Below are 20,697 nucleotides of genomic sequence, written 5' to 3' on the forward strand. Positions count from 1 at the left end.
GTTAGATGACTATATTTGTTTCTATTATATCTCATGGGCATGAGGATATTCTATCTAGTACATCACTTCTTGATGAAATATCTAAAGTTGCAACGGTAATTATTAAAAATAATCGACAACTATCAAAAGGGAAATTAACGAAGCTTCGCCTTAATAAAAATATCATTATTATTGATGATGGCGATTATGGGTTAGGGTTCGGTCATAATAATAACTATGTGTTTAAATATATAAGTGATAAAATAGGAATTGATAGAGATGATTACTTTTGTGTAATAAATCCGGATATTATTGTGGATGGCACTACCATATTAGACTTGGTTTCTATAATGCAACGTGATAATCATCAATTATGTACTATTCCATTATATTTGGATGAAAACAAAACACTGAGAGATGAATCGATTAGGAATTTTCCTGTTTTTATTGATTTCCTAAAGTCATTTTTTTTAGGAAAGAGAAATGCTGTAACTCTTAGAACTATTTCAGATGGTATATCTTCTGCCGATTGGGCTGCTGGTTCTTTTTTGATCTTTACTGCACCTTTGTTTTCGAAGCTTAAAGGGTTTAATCAACGCTACTTTATGTATTGTGAAGATATTGACATTTGCTATAGGGCTAAATCGAATGGTATTCAATTAGCTTGCTTGACTGATTACTATGCTATTCATTTGGCACAGAGAGCGAGTCGTTCATTTTTCTCAAAAAATTTTGTATGGCACATAAAAAGTATATTCATTTATCTTTTTTTAAAAAATAAAAAGACCATATCAATAATATAACTGTTTATGTATGATTATTAGTAATTGACTTAATCTTAATGATTCATAACGAGGTTATATTGTGGTTTACATCGATTTTAGTGCTTTATCTTATGTCTTTATTCCATGTGGATTCATTTAAATAGTACTATGCCTATAGTCTAAAATATATAGACTATTAATGAAATTAAATATCTACAGCTTTTTTCATTTAAGTTTCTTAAAGTTTCTATGTGTAAGTGATGCTTTGATAATTTCATCTGAAGAAATCATTATAGGGCATTTGCAAAGAGAATTGAAATTTTTTATACAAATGATATGAAATTGAACTATGTCCTTCCTATATTAATCTGCTGTATAAAAAATTAGTTATTTAATTTCCATATCCTGAGCTATTTTAATACTATATTGAGCTGCGTTAAGTATCGCAGTACCACACCTGACAGGAGTATGTAATGTCCAAGCAACAGATCGGCGTCGTCGGTATGGCAGTGATGGGGCGCAACCTGGCGCTCAACATCGAAAGCCGTGGTTATACCGTCTCCATCTTCAACCGCTCCCGCGAAAAAACTGAAGAAGTTGTTGCCGAGAATCCGGGTAAGAAACTGGTTCCCTATTACACGGTGAAAGAGTTCGTCGAGTCTCTTGAAACCCCACGTCGTATCCTGTTAATGGTGAAAGCTGGGGCGGGAACTGATGCTGCTATCGATTCCCTGAAGCCGTACCTGGACAAAGGCGACATCATTATTGATGGTGGTAACACCTTCTTTCAGGACACTATCCGTCGTAACCGTGAACTGTCCGCAGAAGGTTTTAACTTCATCGGTACCGGCGTGTCTGGCGGTGAAGAGGGCGCTCTGAAAGGACCATCTATCATGCCTGGTGGCCAGAAAGAAGCGTATGAGCTGGTTGCGCCTATTCTGACCAAGATTGCCGCTGTTGCCGAAGATGGTGAACCGTGCGTAACCTACATCGGCGCTGATGGTGCAGGTCACTATGTGAAGATGGTGCATAACGGTATTGAATACGGCGACATGCAGCTGATTGCTGAAGCTTATTCCCTGCTGAAAGGCGGCCTGAACCTGTCTAACGAAGAGCTGGCTACCACCTTCACCGAGTGGAATGAAGGCGAGCTGAGCAGTTACCTGATCGACATCACTAAAGACATCTTCACCAAAAAAGATGAAGACGGTAAATACTTGGTTGATGTGATCCTTGACGAAGCGGCGAACAAAGGCACCGGTAAATGGACCAGCCAGAGCTCTCTGGATCTGGGCGAACCGCTGTCGCTGATCACTGAGTCTGTATTCGCGCGCTACATCTCTTCTTTGAAAGACCAGCGCGTTGCGGCATCTAAAGTGCTGTCCGGCCCGCAGGCTAAACTGGCTGGCGATAAAGCCGAGTTCATTGAGAAAGTCCGTCGCGCGCTGTACCTGGGCAAGATCGTCTCCTACGCACAGGGCTTCTCTCAGCTGCGTGCGGCGTCTGACGAGTACAACTGGGATCTGAACTACGGCGAAATCGCGAAGATTTTCCGCGCGGGCTGCATCATTCGTGCGCAGTTCCTGCAGAAAATTACTGACGCGTATGCTGAAAACAAAGGCATCGCGAACCTGCTGCTGGCTCCGTACTTTAAAAATATCGCTGATGAATATCAGCAAGCGCTGCGTGATGTAGTGGCTTATGCTGTGCAGAACGGTATTCCGGTACCGACCTTCTCAGCAGCGGTAGCCTACTACGACAGCTACCGTTCTGCGGTACTGCCGGCTAACCTGATCCAGGCCCAGCGTGACTACTTTGGTGCACATACGTATAAACGCACAGATAAAGAAGGTGTATTCCACACCGAATGGATGGAGTAAGTCTTCTGACGTACACTAGCCCGGTTTTTTGACCGGGCTTTTTTTTACCTCAAATTCTATTGATTTAAGTTGATTGCTTAATCTTTTCTTAATATTCCTGGCGTAATCTGATAAAGAAAATCTTAATTGTTTTAACCTTCGTTGACATGATATTCAAAAAAAAGTTAAAACATTATCCTCTTATCAAGATGTACGGCATCATGATTAAATATTAAGATAATACTGAGAGCATGAAATGAAAATCACCATTTCTGGTACTGGGTATGTTGGTCTGTCAAATAGTCTTCTTATCGCCCAACATCATAAGGTCATTGCTCTGGACATTGTTCCCTCACGTGTCGAGATGCTAAATAATAGGATATCTCCGATAGTTGATCAAGAAATTGAACAGTTTCTGCAATCAAAAGATATAAAATTCGAAGCTACACTAGATAAATACTACGCTTATCAGAGTGCAGAGTTTGTTATTATTGCAACCCCAACAGACTACGATCCTAAAACTAATTACTTTGATACTAGCAGTGTCGAGTCAGTCATACGGGATGTTATTGAAATAAATCCAGATGCCATAATGATAATAAAATCGACAGTTCCTGTCGGTTTTACTCAATCAATGCGTCAAAAATATAGAACAGATAATATCATCTTCTCCCCTGAATTCCTGCGTGAGGGTAAAGCTCTATACGACAACCTGCATCCGTCCCGTATCGTTATTGGTGAACATTCTGAACGTGCCGAGCGCTTTGCCGGGTTGCTGCTGGAAGGGGCGGTGAAGAAAGATATTCCGACCTTATTTACTGACTCGACTGAAGCCGAAGCCATCAAGTTGTTTGCTAACACCTATCTGGCGTTACGTGTGGCCTACTTTAACGAGCTGGATAGCTATGCCGAAAGCCTTGGTCTGAACTCACGGCAGATTATTGAAGGAGTGTGCCTGGATCCGCGTATCGGTAATCACTACAACAATCCGTCATTCGGCTATGGCGGCTACTGTCTACCGAAAGATACTAAGCAGCTGTTGGCGAATTATGCATCTGTGCCGAATAACATTATTGGCGCAATCGTTGATGCTAACCGTACGCGTAAGGACTTTATTGCAGACTCTATTCTTGCCCGTCAACCTAAAGTAGTTGGCGTATACCGTTTAATTATGAAAAGCGGTTCCGATAATTTCCGTGCATCATCCATTCAGGGCATCATGAAGCGCATTAAGGCAAAGGGCGTGCCCGTGATTATTTACGAACCTGTCGTAGAAGAGGACGAATTTTTCCACTCTCGGGTAGTGCGTGATCTTAATACGTTCAAAAATGAAGCAGACATTATTATTTCTAACCGCATGGTGTCAGAATTAGCTGATGTTGCAGAAAAAGTATATACCCGCGATTTGTTTGGTAGTGATTAATCTCGTCTCCATAAAAAAGGCCTTAATATAAGGCCTTTTTTATTTTAATCAGGCCAGTAATCAAACTTTGTAGAAATCACGGTACCAGCCAACAAAGTTCTTCACCCTATCTTTTATCGTGGTTTCAGGTTTAAAACCAATTACCTCATACAGTGCTTTAGTGTCCGCGCTGGTTTCCAGAACATCACCTGGCTGTAGCGGTAGCATATTTTTCTTCGCTTCAATACTCAGTGCATCTTCCAGAGCCTGGATATAGTCCATTAGATCAACCAGTTAACTATTGCCGATATTGTCAACGGGATAGGGCGCATGCTGGCCGCGGGCTTGCGCGTCTCTACGTCCATTGCGTGTCTGCATCAGTCCACTTTATAAACGTATCGTATTCCAGTAGTGTTTGAAAAACCAATCAAAATCCCTGAAACAATTTGATTTTTTTATCATTAATCCTATGGCATTGCCTCAATTTATAGCTAAACTAATCCCAGTTTAAGTCTTTCCTTATCTAGGGTTTCTATGTCTGTAAGTGATAACAACATGTCCGGGCGCAGTCACGATCCGGAACAGATTGATCTGATTGATTTACTGGTACAGTTATGGCGTGGGAAAGTAACAATCGTTATCGCGATTGTTATTGCCATAGTGCTTGCTGTGGGCTATCTGGCAGTTGCTAAGGAGAAATGGACCTCAACAGCCATTATTACTCAACCGGATGTTGGTCAGATCGCCACATATAACAACGCCCTCAATGTGTTGTATGGTGTCAGCGCCCCCAAGGCTACTGAACTGCAGACAAACGTGGTTGGTCGTTTCAGTACTTCTCTCTCTGCATTGGCTGAAACGCTTGATAATCAGGAAGAACCACAGAAACTGTCAATTGAACAATCTGTTAAAGGCCAACCGCTGCCGTTGGCGGTTTCTTATGTGGGTAGCTCACCAGAAGACGCTCAGCGTCAGCTCGCCGAATACATTCAACAAACAGATGAAAAGGTTGCTAAAGAGCTGGAGCTTGACCTGGTTGATAATATCAAGTTGCAAACAACCACGTTGCAAGACTCTCTGAAAACTCAGGAAGTGGTCGCTCAGGAGCAAAAAGATCTGCGAATTAAGCAAATTCAGGAAGCGCTGCGTTATGCCGAGCAGGCCGGGGTGATTAAGCCGCAAATTCAGCAGACGCAGGATGTGACGCAGGACAGTATGTTCCTGTTGGGTAGTGATGCCCTGAAGTCCATGATTGAGCACGAATCTACACGCCCTTTGATATTGTCTGATAACTACTTCCAGACCAAACAAAAGCTGTTGGATATCGAAAGTCTTAAGCTTGAAGGGGCTGAGTTACACGCCTACCGCTATGTGATGAAACCAACGTTACCGATTCGTCGTGACAGCCCGAAAAAAGCGATTACCCTCGTGCTGGCGGTTCTGCTTGGTGGGATGATTGGTGCAGGCGTGGTGCTGGGGCGAAATGCTCTGCGTGGTTACAAAGCCAAAGCTGAGTAAGTCTAAAGCTGACAACAAAAAACCGGGCAGTGCCCGGTTTTTTCATATCCGCAACTTACTGATGACGTTTGCGTAAATTCTCAATCACCGTCGTCAGGTCGAGATCCTGGTCTTGCAGCAGCACCAGCAGGTGATACATGAGATCAGAAGCTTCATTTGTCAGCTCAAAACGGTCGTTCACCGTCGCGGCCAGCGCGGTTTCTACGCCTTCTTCACCCACTTTCTGTGCGATGCGTTTGGTGCCGCTGGCATACAGTTTCGCGGTGTAGGAGCTGGCTGGGTCAGCGGTTTTACGTTCGGCCAGCAGTTGCTCCAGCTGATACAGGAACAGCCACTGGTGGCTGGCGTCACCAAAGCAGCTTGAAGTGCCTTTATGGCAGGTCGGGCCAATCGGGTTAACCAGCACCAGCAGGGTGTCGTTGTCGCAGTCAGGCGCAATGCTCACCACATTCAGGAAGTGACCGGAGGTCTCTCCTTTGGTCCACAGGCGCTGCTTGGTCCGCGAGAAAAAGGTTACTTTGCCGCTTTCGAGCGTTTTATCCAGCGCCTCCGGGTTCATATAACCCAGCATCAATACTTCACCGGAAACCGCATGCTGCACGATGACTGGCATCAGTCCGTCGGCTTTTTCCCAGTCCAGCTCGCGGCATTGTTGCTTCGTTAACATATCCTGATCTCCACGCCCTGTGTTGCCAGGTACGCTTTTAATTCGCCAATATTGATAATTTGTTTGTGGAAGACGGAGGCGGCAAGCGCGCCGTCAACGTCGGCATCCCGGAAGGCTTCGAGAAAGTGTTCCATGGTGCCCGCGCCACCGGAGGCAATCAGCGGGACGTGGCAAACGTCACGTACTTTTTTCAGTTGTTCCAGGTCATAACCGTTACGTACGCCGTCCTGGTTCATCATGTTCAGGACGATTTCGCCCGCGCCGCGTTTTTGGACCTCCTGCACCCAGTCCAGTGTTTCCCACTGCGTGACGCGGGTACGGCTTTCATCTCCGGTATACTGATTTACATGATATTTACCAGTGTCGGCGTCATACCAGGTATCAATGCCCACCACGATGCACTGCACGCCGAAGCGGTCCGCTAGACGGGTGATAAGCTCCGGTTCGGCCAGCGCCGGGGAGTTGATGGAGATTTTATCCGCCCCGAAGGAGAGAATGCGCGCCGCATCGTCGATGGATTTAATGCCGCCAGCTACGCAGAACGGAATATCGATCACTTCCGCCACGCGTGATACCCAGCTTTTATCCACTACGCGGCCATCGCTGGAAGCGGTGATATCATAGAACACCAGTTCATCTGCACCTTCATCGGCATAGCGTTTTGCCAGCGGGACGATGTCACCAATAATCTCGTGATTGCGGAACTGGACGCCTTTTACCACCTGCCCGTCACGGACGTCCAGACAAGGAATTATGCGTTTTGCCAGCATTGAATGGCCTCCTCAACGGTGAACTTTCCTTCCAGCAGGGCGCGTCCGACGATCACGCCGCGAACTCCGGTCCCGCGCAGGGCCGCTACGTCCTCGATTCCGCCAATGCCGCCAGATGACTGAAATGCCACCTGCGGGTATTTGGCGCACACTTCTTCATACAGCGCGACGTTTGAGCCGGCCAGCGTGCCGTCGCGGGAGATATCGGTGCACAGCACGTGCTTCAGGCCGACGGGTAAATAGGTCTCAACCAGTTCTTCCAGTGAAACCCCTGAATCTTCCTGCCAGCCACTGACCGCAACCTGTTTATTCCCGTGCTCGTCAATACGAACGTCCAGCGCCAGTACCAGCGCATCGGCACCAAAACGGGCAAACCAGCTCTTGACTATCTCGGGGGATTTTACCGCCGTCGAACCCACCACCACGCGCGCCACACCTGCGTCAAGAAGCGCCGCCACGTCTGCTTCTGTACGCACGCCGCCGCCAACCTGAACCGGAACGTTGACGCCAGCGACCAGCGTTTTGATCAGCGGGATCTGGCGCTGTGCCGGGTCTTTCGCGCCGGTTAAATCAACCAGGTGCAGCACTTCAGCACCCTGGGCTGCATAATCCTGCAAACGGGGGAGAGGATCGTTGCCGTAATCACGTTGCTTAGCGTAATCGCCCTGATGAAGACGCACCACCGTGCCGTCGATTAAATCTAATGCCGGAATAATCATTACATCTCCAGAAAGTTTTTCAGCAACTGTGCCCCAGCCGCGCCCGAACGTTCCGGGTGAAACTGTACGCCAAAGAAATTGTCCTTTTGTACTGCCGCGGTAAACGGTTCGCCGTAATTGCACTGGGCGATGGTCCACGGGTTTACCGGCATAGCGTAGCTGTGTACAAAGTAGAAATACGCACCATCTTCAATGCCCTGGAACAGACGGTTCCCCGCCTGCGGATAGACGCGATTCCAGCCCATATGCGGCAGCGGCAGACCGAAATCCGTCATCTTCGGGACGTCCTGTTCAATAATGCCCAGTAGTGAGACACCGTTACTCTCTTCGCTGCGACGGCCCAGCAGTTGCATACCTAAACAGATCCCCAGTACCGGTTGCGTACAGGCTTTAATCAGTTCAATCAGTTCGCGCTCGTGCAACTGGTCCATAGCCGCCTGCGCGGTGCCGACGCCCGGCAGAAACAGTTTATCGGCGCGCAGCACCACGTCCGGGTCACGGCTGACAACCGGGTCGTATCCATGGCGTGCGACGGCGGATTTTACCGAGTGCAGATTGGCGCAGCCGGTGTCCAGAATCACCACGTTCATTACAGCACTCCTTTTGAAGAGGGCAGCGTGTCGCCTTCTACACGAATCGCCTGACGCAGCGTACGGCCAAAGGCTTTAAACAGGCTCTCCACACGGTGATGGTCATTTTTGCCTTTGGTTTTCAGGTGCAGGGTGACGCCCATGGTGTAGGAGAGTGAACGGAAGAAGTGTTCGATCATCTCCGTGCTCAGATCGCCAACGCGCTGGTAGGTAAACTCCGCGCGGTACTCTAGGTGTGGGCGGCCGGAGATATCCAGCGCGCAACGTGCCAGGCACTCATCCATCGGCAGTACAAAACCAAAACGGTTGATGCCGCGTTTATCGCCTAACGCCAGCTTTAAGGCTTCGCCCAGCGCCAGACCGGTATCTTCAACGGTGTGGTGATCGTCTATATACAGATCGCCCTTGACGGCAATCTCCATGCGAAAACCGCCGTGGGTGGCGATTTGATCCAGCATGTGGTCAAAGAAGCCAACGCCAGTATTGATTTTGCTGCGGCCTTCGCGGTCCAGCCAGACTTTGACGTCAATCTGCGTTTCTTTAGTATTACGCTCAACGTGTGCGTAGCGGTCACGTTTGGTCAACTGCTCGCCGATCATCGCCCAGTTCAGGGTATCGCGATGGTAACGCAATCCGCTAATGCCCATGTTTTCAGCGAGCTGAATATCGGTCGCCCGATCGCCAATGACGTAGCTGTTCGCCATATCCATGGCCTGTTCAACCAGATACTGTTCAACCAGCTTCACTTTTGGCTTACGGCAATCGCACTCGTCTGCTGGCAGGTGCGGGCAAATCAGTACCTCATCAAACGTCACGCCCTGAGAGGTAAAAATTTGCATCATCAGGTTATGCGGACCGTCAAAATCAGCCTGCGGGAAACTCTGGGTTCCGAGTCCATCCTGGTTAGTGATCATAACCAGCTTAAAACCTGCTTTTTGCAGTTTCAGCAAAACGGGAACAACTTCCGGCTCGAAGGCGAGTTTGTCAAAGCGATCGACCTGAAAGTCACTTGGCGGTTCGGAAATCAGGGTTCCATCACGGTCTATAAAAAGATACTTCTGGCTCATACTTGCTCCGCACGTAAGGCGTCAATGACGCGCTGGCTCTCTTCACGGGTTCCGACAGTAATTCGCAGGCAGCCGCTTAACGAAGGTTGTTTATTCTGATCTCGTAAGATAATGCCCTGATCCCACAAAGATTTAAATACACTACTTGATGCGGTGAAGCGCGCCAGAACATAGTTGGTTTCAGAATCGAATACCTGCTCTACACAGCGAATTGTTTTCAGGTTATCTACCAGATACTGACGCTCTTCCAGGATCTGCTCTACGCGTTTACGCATGGCGGAAATCCCTTGCGGCGTCAGCGCCTGGGCGGCGATATCTGCCACCGGCGTAGAGAGCGGGTAAGGGGCAATCACTTTTAACAGCAGATTGATAACCTCTTCATTCGCCAGCGTAAACCCGCAGCGTAAACCGGCGAGCGCAAACGCTTTGGACAACGTGCGTAATATCACCAGATGCGGATACTCAGACAGCCAGCCTGCCAGCGTGGCCTGCGGGCAAAACTCGATATACGCTTCATCGGCAACCACGATAGCTTTATCCTGCGTCATGTCGAGCAGCGAACGCAGATCCTGTGGCTTGATCAGTTGGCCGGTTGGGTTGTTCGGGCTGCATACGTAAACAACTTTCACGCCATCAAGCTTGTCCGCGATGCCTTGCAAATCAAGTTGCCAGCTATCAAGGGTTGGAACGGTGCGGCACTCAACGCCAATCGTTTCGGCACTGACGCTGTACATGCCGTAAGTTGGCGGGCAGTACAGAATGGCATCTTTACCGGGTTCGCAAAAAGCGCGCACCAGCAGTTCGATCCCTTCATCTGCGCCGCGGCTGACCAGCACCTGCTCCGGTTTGACGCCAGCATACTGCGCGTAATTCTCAATCACCGCTTTCGGCTGACACTCCGGGTAGCGGTTCAGCGTCTGCTGACTGAGCTGGAACTCCACGGCAGTGGGGTATTCATTCGCGTTGAGCCAGACATCGCCGTTACCACCGAGACGACGGGCAGACTGATAGGGCGTTAATTCGCGAACATTCTTACGGGCTAAATCAGTGACGCTGAGAAAGTTGTCAGTGCTCATGCTTGCTCCTTCAGGGCGTTAACGCGCAGGGTGACGGCATTTTTGTGGGCAGTCAGTCGTTCAGCAGCGGCCAGTGTTTCAATGGTTGAGGCCAGGGCAGAGAAACCTTGTGGGGTTAATTCCTGTACGGTCATCCGTTTCTGGAAATCAGCCAGCCCAAGGCTTGAGCAGGTCGCGGTATAGCCGTAGGTCGGAAGAACGTGGTTGGTGCCAGAAGCATAGTCGCCTGCGGATTCTGGCGACCAGTCGCCGAGGAACACCGAACCGGCGCTGGTGATCTCATCAACCAGTTCACGCGCGTTGCGGGTCTGAATAATCAGGTGTTCCGGACCGTAGGCGTTAGATATTTCAACGCACTGCGCCAGATCTTTCGCCACGATTAAGCGGCTGGCGGAGAGTGCCTGACGTGCGGTCTCAGCGCGGGAAAGCTCAGCGAGCTGGCGTTCAACGGCTTTGGCAACGCTTTCGGCAAGCGTAGCGTCTGGCGTCAGTAGAATAACCTGCGAGTCGGGGCCGTGTTCTGCCTGAGAAAGCAGGTCAGAGGCAACAAAGTCCGGCGTCGCGCCGCTATCGGCGATAACCAGCACTTCGGACGGGCCAGCAGGCATGTCGATGGCCGCGCCGTCAAGACGCTGGCTGACCTGGCGTTTGGCTTCGGTCACATATGCATTGCCTGGCCCGAAGATTTTATCGACCTTAGGAACAGATTCGGTGCCCAGCGCCAGCGCGGCAATGGCCTGCGCGCCGCCCACATTAAACACCTCTTTTACGCCACACAGCTGCGCGGCGTAGAGGATTTCATCGGCAATCGGCGGCGGTGAGCACAGCACCACTTTTTTGCAGCCAGCGATGCGCGCCGGGGTCGCCAGCATTAATACAGTAGAAAACAGCGGCGCCGAACCTCCAGGAATATACAGGCCCACGGAAGCGATAGGGCGGGTAACCTGCTGGCAACGCACGCCTGGCTGGGTTTCGATATCCACCGGCGGCAGGATCTGCGCGGTGTGGAAAGTATCAATATTTCTCACTGCCGCCTGCATCGCTTGTTTTAGCTCGTTGCTCAGGCGACTGCTGGATTGCTGGATTTCTTCCTCGGTCACGCGCAGCGCGCCAACCTCGGTTTTATCGAACTTTGCGCTGTATTCACGCAGCGCCCGGTCGCCGTTATTTTTGACGTTCTCAAGGATCTCGGCCACCGTACGGCTGATGCTTTCAGAGGCGGAAATTGCCGGGCGCATCAGCAGTTCGCGCTGCTGCTCAGGGCTACAGCTATTCCAGTCAATCGGGGTATTGAAGCTCATGGTCGTTACTCCATCATCGGGTGTTGCCGGATGGCGGCGCTGCCTTATCCGGCCTACAAGACCCGTAATATCAATAATTGTGACAATTCTTGTAGGCCTGATAAGCGAAGCGCTATCAGGCAACAGATCACTCCATCATCTTCTCAATCGGCAACACCAGAATTGAGCTGGCACCGAGCGCTTTCAGTTTTTCCATTGTTTCCCAGAACAGGGTTTCGCTGCTGACCATGTGCATGGCAACGCGCTGCTGGTCGCCTGCCAGAGGCAAAATGGTAGGGCGCTCAGCGCCGGGCAGCAGGGCGATGACCTCGTCCAGACGCTCGCTCGGCGCGTGCATCATGATGTATTTGGATTCGCGGGCCTGAATAACCCCCTGGATACGGGTCAGCAGTTTGTCGATCAGTTGTTGCTTGGCTTCGGCCATTTCGCCGTCGCGCTGAATCAGACAGGCTTTAGAGCGGTAGATCACTTCTACTTCGCGCAGACCGTTGGCTTCAAGCGTTGCGCCGGTGGACACCAGATCGCAAATCGCATCAGCCAGACCCGCACGGGGAGCGACTTCTACTGAGCCGTTTAACAGACAAGATTTAAACGAAACTCCTTTCTGATCGAGATAACGTTTGAGCAGGTGTGGGTAAGAGGTCGCGATACGTTTACCGTTCAGCGCTGCCGGGCCATCCCAGGCTTCATCAACCGGGGTTGCCAGCGAGAGACGGCAGCCACCGAAGTCCAGACGGCGCAGGGTAAAATAGCGAGGGTCTTCACCCTGGGCCCGGCGGTTGAGCAGTTCCTCTTCCAGAACGTTTTCCCCGATGATGCCGAGGTCAACGACGCCGTCCATCACCAGACCTGGGATATCGTCATCACGCACGCGCAGAATATCGATCGGCATGTTCTCCGCCATCGCAATCAGGCGCTGGGTGTGAAGATTAATTTTAATGCCGCAACGGGCCAGTAATTCGCGTGAATCATCGCTTAAGCGGCCTGATTTCTGCATAGCTATGCGTAAACGGGTGTTGTCTAACATTCTTTATTCCTCGTTATCCTGTCTGAATCAGTTTGGGTCACGCACAAAAAAAGCCCCCGGAAGAAATCTTCCGGGGGCTTTCTCATACGCTCATGCACCGCTGGAAGATTTAAATGTCTCCCAGCACACATCGCCTGAAAGACTAGTCAGGATGATGGTGATGATGGTGTTTGAATTGAGCGCGTGTCATAAATTTTCTCGATGAATGTTTATTCATTTGATGTCTTTTAACCTAAACCACTTTAGCTACGGAAAGCAAGGGCTTTTTTTGATCATTAATTCATTTCATATTGATACTATGAATTGTCAGCCACCGTGGGCTGGCGTAGCCTTGCGTTATAGGCCAAAAGTCAGGAGAGAAGGCATGAAAAAGGTCGCAATTGTCGGGTTAGGTTGGTTAGGCATGCCGTTAGCCATGTCGCTGGCGGCGAGAGGCTGGCAGGTTACCGGCAGCAAAACCACATTGGATGGGGTGGAAGCGGCCCGCATGAGCGGTATCGAGAGCTACTCGCTGCGCCTGGAACCTGAACTGGTCTGTGAGGCTGACGATCTCGATGCACTGATGGACGCCGATGCGCTGGTCATTACGCTGCCTGCACGCCGTAGCGGTCCCGGGGAGGCATTTTACCTGCAGGCAATGCAGGAACTGGTGGACAGTGCGCTGGCGTACCGCATCCCTCGAATTATTTTTACCAGTTCGACGTCAGTCTATGGTGACGTTCAAGGTACTGTGAAAGAGGGGACGGCGCGTAATCCGGTCACGGCGAGCGGTCGTGTTCTGAAAGAACTTGAAGACTGGTTGCACAATTTGCCAGGCACGTCGGTGGATATTTTGCGTCTGGCCGGGTTGGTCGGTCCGGGAAGACATCCCGGTCGCTTCTTCGCTGGCAAGACGGCACCTGACGGACATCATGGCGTCAATCTGGTGCATCTGGACGATGTAGTATCTGCCATCACGTTACTGCTGCAAGCGCCTAAAGGGGGACACATCTATAATATATGTGCGCCTATGCATCCGGCGCGTAACGTGTTCTATCCGCAGATGGCCCGCCAGTTGGGGATGGAGCCGCCGGAATTTCGCGGCGGTACGGATAACGGTAAAGGTAAAGTCATTGATGGCAACCGTATTTGTAATGAGCTTGGGTTTGAGTACCAGTATCCCGACCCGCTGGTGATGCCAATGGAGTGACAATCCAGCAGAGTGCCGCTGTATACCGCCAGGGGGCGAGTATGAAACCACTGCTGGACGTTCTTATCATCCTCGATGCATTAGAAAAAGAGGGCAGTTTCGCGGCGGCGTCGGCAAAATTGTTTAAGACGCCGTCTGCACTTAGCTACACGGTCCATAAGCTGGAAAGCGATCTTAATATTCAGCTACTCGATCGCAGCGGACACCGGGCTAAGTTCACCCGCACCGGACAGATGCTGCTGGAAAAGGGGCGGGAGGTGCTGCACACCGTCCGTGAACTCGAAAAACAGGCGATTAAACTTCACGAAGGCTGGGAGAATGAACTGGTTATTGGCGTAGATGATACGTTTCCCTTTTCACTGCTGGCCCCACTCATCGAATCTTTCTATCAACACCACAGCGTGACGCGCCTGAAATTTATCAATGGCGTGCTGGGCGGCTCCTGGGATGCCCTCATTCAGGGCCGGGCGGATATTATCGTTGGCGCCATGCATGACCCCCCTGCAGCGAGCGAATTTGGTTTTGCACGGTTGGGAGTTTTGGAACAGGTGTTTGTGGTTGCGCCGCATCACCCGCTGGCGCAGGAACAGGAACCGTTAAATCGTCGTACCATTCGCCGTTTTCGCGCCATTGTGGTGGGCGACAATGCGCAGCATGCCAACGTCTCAGGTTCCCAGGTGCTTGACGATCAGGAAGCTATTACCGTTTTTGACTTCAAAACCAAGCTGGAATTGCAAATCAGCGGTCTGGGATGTGGTTATATTCCGCGCTACCTGGCGCAGCGATTTCTGGAGAGCGGCGCACTGATTGAGAAAAAAGTGGTCGCACAAATTGTCTTTGAGCCCGTGTGGATAGGCTGGAATGAACAGACCGCCGGGTTGGCCAGTGCCTGGTGGCGAGATGAAATTTTAGCAAATAGTGCTATTGCGGGGGTGTATGTTAAAACGGCTGCTGACAAATCAATCAGTTAAGAAAAAATATTCTTTTGTGGTCGCTTCAATCTCTTGTTATTTCTCCCCAATTTAGGGCAAAATACGCCGCTTGCAAAAAATGACATTAACCGACGTTTTAATACGCGTCGGTTATTTTTTTGCATCAAACCAATCATTCATAAAAGAGGCCGGGCTTCGTACCGGATAGATACTTACTTAAAAATCGACAGTTGTTGTCGCTGAGGATTAACAAAAAATGGGGCAATTTTTTGCTTACGCGACGGTTTTCGCCGTAATGGGGGATAACCATGTCGCATAACGCTACTCCAAACACCTCTCGCGTGGAATTACGTAAAACGCTTACGCTGGTTCCGGTTGTCATGATGGGCCTTGCCTATATGCAGCCGATGACGCTGTTCGATACATTCGGTATCGTATCAGGAATGACCGATGGTCACGTCCCGACAGCTTACGCCTTTGCACTGATCGCCATCCTCTTTACCGCACTGAGCTACGGTAAACTGGTGCGTCGCTATCCGTCTGCAGGCTCTGCCTACACTTACGCCCAGAAATCCATTAGCCCGACCGTTGGCTTTATGGTGGGTTGGTCATCACTGCTGGACTACCTGTTCGCTCCGATGATCAACATTCTGTTGGCAAAAATTTATTTTGAAGCCCTGGTGCCGTCGATACCGTCATGGATATTCGTGGTGGCGCTGGTGGCCTTTATGACAGCCTTTAACCTGCGCAGCCTTAAATCCGTTGCGAATTTCAACACCGTAATCGTGTTGTTGCAGGTGGTGCTGATTGCAGTGATCCTCGGCATGGTCGTTTATGGCGTGTTCGAAGGGGAAGGTGCCGGTACGCTGGCGAGTAGCCGTCCGTTCTGGTCAGGTGATGCACACGTAATCCCGATGATCACAGGCGCTACCATCCTGTGCTTCTCGTTCACCGGTTTTGACGGTATCAGCAACCTGTCAGAAGAAACCAAAGACGCTGAGCGCGTGATCCCGCGTGCGATTTTCCTGACTGCGCTGATTGGTGGCCTGATCTTTATCGTCTCCACCTATCTGTTGCAGCTGTACTTCCCGGATATCTCGCGCTTCAAAGATCCAGACGCTTCACAGCCGGAAATCATGCTGTACGTCGCCGGTAAGTTCTTCCAGGTTGGCGCGCTGATTTTCTCTACCATTACCGTACTGGCGTCCGGTATGGCGGCGCATGCTGGCGTAGCGCGTTTAATGTACGTGATGGGGCGTGACGGCGTGTTCCCGAAAAGTTTCTTCGGTTATGTACACCCGAAATGGCGTACTCCGTCTATGAACATCATTCTGGTTGGTGCGATTGCTCTGCTGGCAATCAACTTCGACCTGGTGATGGCGACGGCGCTGATTAACTTTGGTGCGCTGGTGGCGTTTACCTTCGTTAACCTGTCGGTGATCTCCCAGTTCTGGATCCGTGAGAAGCGTAACAAGACGCTGAAAGACCACTTCCAGTATCTGTTTCTGCCGATGTGCGGTGCGCTGACAGTTGGTGCGCTGTGGGTTAACCTGGAAGAGAGCTCAATGGTTCTGGGTCTGATCTGGGCCGGTATTGGTCTGATTTACCTGGCTTGTGTGACCAAAAGCTTCCGCAACCCGGTGCCGCAGTACGATGAAGATGTCGCGTAATAACGGCATTTAACTAAAAAAAACGGAGACATGTTCTCCGTTTTTTTATGCGTGGGACTTATACAATCTCTTCGGCATACTGCCAGAGTGATTTCAGCAGCATCAACTTTTCTTTGTTATCCGCATACTGCTGGCTCAATAACTGCAGTTCATTGGCGTAATTTTGCAAAAACTCCGGTGTGAATACCTGGCGGCGATGGTCCAGCCAGCGTTGCTGTTCTGCTTCGTCCAGCGTTCCCGGGAAGTTACGTGCACGGTAATTAAACAACAGTTTTTCAATGCGCTTATCGACAAAGGAGATATCCAGCGCCGGTAAATTGCGTGGTTCGGTTTCCAGAACGATTTTCATCGCCGCACGGTCAGCATCGCTGAAAAAGCCGTTATAAAGTTGGGCATCTACGTTATCTGATGGTGTAAAGGGTTCTGCATCTGCAAAGATCGCAACCACTTTGTCGCGTATGTGCGGATTTTCGCGCAGAACTTTGAGATTATCCAGACAGTGCTGGCGGTTAATGCCAAGACGGTCGGCATCTTCCGGACGCAGGGTATTCGCCTGTGCCAGTACCGGGCATTTGTTGATGTGCACCAGTTTAACCGGTACGGCCGGGTTATCACCCAGATCCGCTTTAGACGTGTAAAGCCTCTCGCGCAGGGCGTCACTGTCGAGTTCGAGCAGCGGCGAAATATCACCGGCTAAGTCGACCATAATAACCGCGTTGCGATTCTCCGGATGCCACGCCAATGGCGCTACCCAGCTGGTGTTGCCGCGCCATGCGCCGAACATACCAGAGACATGGACCAGCGGCTTCATTTGCGGGACATCAATCAACGCGGCCAGCTTGTGCTTATTACGATGGCTGTAGAGATAATCAAACAGACGCGGCTGGCGCGACTTCACTAATTGCGCCATTGCAATTGTGGCGTATACGTCCGCCATCGCATCGTGAGCATTGGTATGCTCAATACCGTTGGCTTTGGTCAAATGCTCCAGACGGAAGCTGGGTAAGCCGTCGTCGTTTTCCGGCCAGTTAATGCCTTCAGGGCGCAGGGCATAGCAGGCGCGCATCACATCCAGCAGATCCCAGCGCGAATTATCGTTCTGCCAGCTCCATGCATAGGGATCGTAGAAATTGCGATACAGGATGTTACGCGTCACCTCATCATCGAAGCGCACGTTGTTATAGCCCAGGATACAGGTTTTCGGTACGGTGAACAGGGCGTGGATGCGTGCAGCAAAAGCGGCTTCATTTTCTCCCTTTTCACGTGCTTCCTGCGGTGTGATACCCGTAATCAACACCGCCTCAGGCTGCGGCAGATAATCGTCCGCGGGTTTGCAATAAAAGACTTCTGGTTCACCGATGATGTTGAAATCATTATCTGTGCGGATAGCCGCAAATTGCGCGGGTCTGTCCAGCGCCGGATGGGTACCAAAGGTCTCGTAGTCGTGGAAGAGAAAACCAGGTTGCTGCTTGCCGTCATTCATTGTTCAGTTATGTCCGGGATCAATTTAGCGCTGGTTCAAGAATACCAAAAAATAGCGAGATAATCAGCCATGGCATTATCGAAGCTGGATTGTGCACGCAATAAAATTGAGATAAACAGGGCATTAATGGAATTAATTAATAAATTTCGCACTGTTAAAATAAATTACGGAAATAAAATATCTTGAAGTTGCGGGTTTGTAAATAATCTAACTGATAACCATTATTGTTATTTTCCTCTTCTTTGTTGTGTTCTGGAAACTTTAAAAATCTTTTATAAACAATGGGTTTTTATTTATGTCAATTCGCTGTCATGCATTGTAATGAAATGTGATTGATGTAAAAAATAAATAATCTAAACGCCATATAATTATTGGATATATCTAATAACAGGAGGTTATATGAGCATTAGTCGGCGTAATTTTTTGCGAGGAGTGGGTATAGGCTGTTCAGCCTGTGCGATAGGCAGTTTCCCGCCCGGGGCACTGGCACGAAATTATCCGGAGAGTATCAAAGGGAAAACATCCCTGACGCCAAGTTTGTGCGAGATGTGTTCTTTTCGCTGCCCAATTCAGGCTCAGGTGATTAATAATAAAACGGTTTTTATTCAGGGAAACCCTAATGCGCCACAGCAGGGGACACGTGTCTGCGCTCGCGGCGGCAGCGGCGTTAGCCTGGTCAACGACCCTCATCGCATTGTTAAACCCATGAAACGCACAGGACCTCGCGGGAGCGGTGACTGGCAGGTTATTAGCTGGGAACAGGCGTATAAAGAAATCGCCGAAAAAATGACGGCAATAAAAACGCAATATGGTCCCCAGGGAGTCGTCTTCTCGTCTAAATCCGGCTCGCTGTCTGGCCATTTATTCCACCTCGCGACGGCTTTCGGGTCACCGAATACCTTTACTCACGCATCAACGTGTCCTGCCGGTAAAGCCATTGCCGCTAAAGTTATGATGGGTGGTGATTTAGCCATGGATATCGCCAATACCCGTTATATGGTCTCTTTTGGCCATAACCTCTATGAAGGGATCGAGGTTGCTGATACGCATGAGCTGATGACCGCGCAGGAGAAGGGGGCGAAGATGGTCAGCTTCGATCCCCGTTTGTCCGTATTCTCCAGCAAGGCGGATGAATGGCATGCGCTCAAACCGGGCGGCGACTTACCGGTGCTGATGGCCATGTGTCACGTCATGATCAATGAAAATCTTTATGACGCTGACTTTGTGGCGCGCTACACCACGGGGTTTGAGCAACTGGCAGAAGCGGTACAAGAGACCACGCCAGAATGGGCGCAGCAGCTTGCGGATGTGCCCGCTGATGTTATTGTCCGGGTCACCCGCGAAATGGCCGCCTGCGCACCGCATGCCATCGTCAGTCCGGGCCATCGCGCGACGTTTTCGCAAGAAGAAATTGATATGCGGCGCATGATCTTTACCCTCAATGTGCTGCTTGGCAATATTGAGCGTGAAGGCGGTTTGTACCAGAAAAAAGTGGCGGCAACTTACAATAAGCTGGCTGGAGAGAAGGTCGCTCCGGTGCTGGCAAAACCCGATGTCAAATTACCCAAGCCAACGGCGCAGCGTATCGATCTGGTAGCCCCGCAGTTTAAGTACATCGCGGCGGGCGGTGGTGTGGTGCAAAGCATCATTGATGCTGTGTTAAACCAGACGCCTTATCCGGTGAAGGGATGGATTATGTCCCGACACAACCCTTTCCAAACCGTTACCTGTCGACCGGATCTGGTCAAAACCGTTGAACAGCTCGACCTTGTGGTCAGTTGTGATGTCTATTTAAGCGAAAGCGCGGCGTATGCCGACTACCTTTTGCCTGAATGTACTTACCTTGAGCGCGATGAAGAAGTTTCAGACATGTCGGGCCTGAATCCAGCCTATGCCCTGCGCCAACAGGTAGTGGAGCCTATTGGTGATGCGCGTCCGAGCTGGCAAATCTGGAAAGAGCTGGCCGTGCAGTTAGGCCTTGGCCAATTCTACCCATGGCAGGATATGCAAACGCGTCAGTTGTACCAGCTTAATGGCGATCATGCGCTATCTGCTGAATTGCGTCAGAAAGGGTACCGGGAGTGGGGGATTCCGTTGCTGCTGCGTGAACCTGAAGCGGTGCGTCAGTTTGTGGAACGCTATCCGGGCGCGGTGGCGGTTGACAGCGACGGTACCTATGGCGAGCAACTGCGCTTTAAATCTCCGTCAGGAAAAATTGAACTCTATTCCGAAGAGCTGGAAACGCTCCTGCCTGGCTACGGTATTCCGCGCGCGCGCAATTTTGCGCTCAAAGGCGACAGTGAACTCTATTTTATCCAGGGAAAAGTGGCGGTTCATACCAACGGTGCGACGCAATATGTGCCACTGCTTAGCGAGTTGATGTGGGATAACGCGGTGTGGATCCACCCGCAAACGGCCCGCGAAAAAGGCATCAAAAGCGGTGATGACATCTGGCTGGAAAATGCGACCGGCAAGGAAAAAGGTAAAGCGCTGGTCACCGCCGGAATTCGGCCCGATACGCTGTTTGTTTATATGGGATTTGGCGCCAAGGCGGGAGCCAAAACCGCAGCGACAACGCACGGTATTCACTGCGGTAATTTGCTTCCGCATGTTACCAGTCCGGTTTCCGGTACGGTAGTCCACACCGCTGGCGTTACGCTTCGTCGGGCATGAGAAAGGAGAAC

The 20,697-nt window shown here is 50.4% G+C and carries 18 protein-coding genes, 2 pseudogenes and 1 other annotated feature; of the genes and pseudogenes, 9 read left to right on the forward strand and 11 right to left on the reverse strand.

The annotated features are described in order from the left end of the window. The first annotated feature begins 5 nt into the window (after positions 1 to 5). From OGX89_RS11295 to ugd, 3 genes are all read left to right on the forward strand, one after another. Complete coding sequence (locus OGX89_RS11295; protein WP_125112544.1) at positions 6 to 782, forward strand: glycosyltransferase family protein; 777 nt, start codon at positions 6 to 8, stop codon at positions 780 to 782. 434 nt (positions 783 to 1,216) lie between these two features. After that, positions 1,217 to 2,623, forward strand: a complete 1,407-nt coding sequence (gene gnd, locus OGX89_RS11300; protein WP_125112543.1) for an NADP-dependent phosphogluconate dehydrogenase — start codon at positions 1,217 to 1,219, stop codon at positions 2,621 to 2,623. 235 nt (positions 2,624 to 2,858) lie between these two features. Beyond that, entirely contained in the window at positions 2,859 to 4,025 is a 1,167-nt protein-coding gene (ugd, locus tag OGX89_RS11305) for a UDP-glucose 6-dehydrogenase (protein ID WP_125112542.1), read from the forward strand. A gap of 60 nt (positions 4,026 to 4,085) precedes the next feature. Here the strand turns inward: ugd and OGX89_RS11310 are convergent. Further along, positions 4,086 to 4,334 (reverse strand): annotated as a pseudogene (locus tag OGX89_RS11310) (protein CapI); the annotation flags it as partial. A gap of 204 nt (positions 4,335 to 4,538) precedes the next feature. Between OGX89_RS11310 and wzzB the strand changes: the two are divergent. Continuing rightward, positions 4,539 to 5,522, forward strand: a complete 984-nt coding sequence (wzzB, locus tag OGX89_RS11315; RefSeq protein WP_063940466.1) for an LPS O-antigen chain length determinant protein WzzB — start codon at positions 4,539 to 4,541, stop codon at positions 5,520 to 5,522. A gap of 55 nt (positions 5,523 to 5,577) precedes the next feature. Here wzzB and hisIE read toward each other — a convergent pair whose 3' ends face one another. The 9 genes from hisIE to hisL form a co-directional block, all read right to left on the reverse strand. Then, positions 5,578 to 6,189, reverse strand: coding sequence for a bifunctional phosphoribosyl-AMP cyclohydrolase/phosphoribosyl-ATP diphosphatase HisIE (hisIE, locus tag OGX89_RS11320; RefSeq protein ID WP_125112540.1), 612 nt, complete (start codon positions 6,187 to 6,189; stop codon positions 5,578 to 5,580). Further along, positions 6,183 to 6,959, reverse strand: coding sequence for an imidazole glycerol phosphate synthase subunit HisF (hisF, locus tag OGX89_RS11325; protein WP_000880132.1), 777 nt, complete (start codon positions 6,957 to 6,959; stop codon positions 6,183 to 6,185). Before hisF ends, hisIE begins: the two co-directional genes overlap by 7 nt. Continuing rightward, positions 6,941 to 7,678 (reverse strand): 1-(5-phosphoribosyl)-5-[(5-phosphoribosylamino)methylideneamino]imidazole-4-carboxamide isomerase, encoded by a 738-nt coding sequence (gene hisA, locus OGX89_RS11330; RefSeq protein WP_008785166.1) that lies wholly within the window; start codon positions 7,676 to 7,678, stop codon positions 6,941 to 6,943. The genes hisF and hisA overlap by 19 nt, the downstream gene beginning before the upstream one ends. Next, the gene (hisH, locus tag OGX89_RS11335; RefSeq protein ID WP_001103544.1) at positions 7,678 to 8,268 is read right to left on the reverse strand and encodes an imidazole glycerol phosphate synthase subunit HisH; all 591 of its coding nucleotides are present in this window, start codon (positions 8,266 to 8,268) and stop codon (positions 7,678 to 7,680) included. Before hisH ends, hisA begins: the two co-directional genes overlap by 1 nt. After that, positions 8,268 to 9,335, reverse strand: coding sequence for a bifunctional histidinol-phosphatase/imidazoleglycerol-phosphate dehydratase HisB (gene hisB / locus OGX89_RS11340; RefSeq protein WP_000080054.1), 1,068 nt, complete (start codon positions 9,333 to 9,335; stop codon positions 8,268 to 8,270). The genes hisH and hisB overlap by 1 nt, the downstream gene beginning before the upstream one ends. Then, complete coding sequence (gene hisC, locus OGX89_RS11345) at positions 9,332 to 10,411, reverse strand: histidinol-phosphate transaminase (protein WP_125112539.1); 1,080 nt, start codon at positions 10,409 to 10,411, stop codon at positions 9,332 to 9,334. Before hisC ends, hisB begins: the two co-directional genes overlap by 4 nt. Continuing rightward, complete coding sequence (gene hisD, locus OGX89_RS11350) at positions 10,408 to 11,712, reverse strand: histidinol dehydrogenase (RefSeq protein ID WP_286560485.1); 1,305 nt, start codon at positions 11,710 to 11,712, stop codon at positions 10,408 to 10,410. The genes hisC and hisD overlap by 4 nt, the downstream gene beginning before the upstream one ends. Before the next feature lie 127 nt (positions 11,713 to 11,839). Further along, positions 11,840 to 12,739, reverse strand: coding sequence for an ATP phosphoribosyltransferase (gene hisG / locus OGX89_RS11355; protein WP_003834191.1), 900 nt, complete (start codon positions 12,737 to 12,739; stop codon positions 11,840 to 11,842). 44 nt (positions 12,740 to 12,783) lie between these two features. Then, positions 12,784 to 12,906, reverse strand: a sequence feature (His leader region). After that, positions 12,882 to 12,929: a his operon leader peptide gene (gene hisL / locus OGX89_RS11360; RefSeq protein WP_100250077.1), complete on the reverse strand. Its 48-nt coding sequence runs from the start codon at positions 12,927 to 12,929 to the stop codon at positions 12,882 to 12,884. It overlaps the preceding feature by 25 nt. Positions 12,930 to 13,103: 174 nt before the next feature. Between hisL and OGX89_RS11365 the strand changes: the two genes are divergently transcribed. From OGX89_RS11365 to plaP, 4 genes and pseudogenes are all read left to right on the forward strand, one after another. Continuing rightward, positions 13,104 to 13,928, forward strand: a complete 825-nt coding sequence (locus OGX89_RS11365; RefSeq protein ID WP_003834190.1) for an SDR family oxidoreductase — start codon at positions 13,104 to 13,106, stop codon at positions 13,926 to 13,928. Between the two features lie 41 nt (positions 13,929 to 13,969). After that, positions 13,970 to 14,954 (forward strand): annotated as a pseudogene (locus tag OGX89_RS11370) (LysR family transcriptional regulator). A 162-nt stretch (positions 14,955 to 15,116) separates the two neighbouring features. Continuing rightward, positions 15,117 to 15,179 carry a membrane protein YoeI gene (yoeI, locus tag OGX89_RS23775; RefSeq protein WP_099045591.1) on the forward strand — a complete coding sequence of 21 codons (63 nt, stop codon included), beginning with the start codon at positions 15,117 to 15,119 and terminating at the stop codon, positions 15,177 to 15,179. Further along, positions 15,169 to 16,530 (forward strand): putrescine/proton symporter PlaP, encoded by a 1,362-nt coding sequence (gene plaP / locus OGX89_RS11375; protein ID WP_003834188.1) that lies wholly within the window; start codon positions 15,169 to 15,171, stop codon positions 16,528 to 16,530. The genes yoeI and plaP overlap by 11 nt, the downstream gene beginning before the upstream one ends. A gap of 58 nt (positions 16,531 to 16,588) precedes the next feature. Here the strand turns inward: plaP and sbcB are convergent, their stop codons facing one another. After that, positions 16,589 to 18,013: an exodeoxyribonuclease I gene (sbcB, locus tag OGX89_RS11380; protein ID WP_003834187.1), complete on the reverse strand. Its 1,425-nt coding sequence runs from the start codon at positions 18,011 to 18,013 to the stop codon at positions 16,589 to 16,591. A 399-nt stretch (positions 18,014 to 18,412) separates the two neighbouring features. Between sbcB and phsA the strand changes: the two genes are divergently transcribed. Next, the gene (gene phsA, locus OGX89_RS11385) at positions 18,413 to 20,686 is read left to right on the forward strand and encodes a thiosulfate reductase PhsA (RefSeq protein ID WP_125112535.1); all 2,274 of its coding nucleotides are present in this window, start codon (positions 18,413 to 18,415) and stop codon (positions 20,684 to 20,686) included. Positions 20,687 to 20,697 lie beyond the last annotated feature (11 nt).

It is taken from the genome of Citrobacter sp. Cpo103 (assembly GCF_030332605.1).
GTDB lineage: Bacteria > Pseudomonadota > Gammaproteobacteria > Enterobacterales > Enterobacteriaceae > Citrobacter > Citrobacter portucalensis.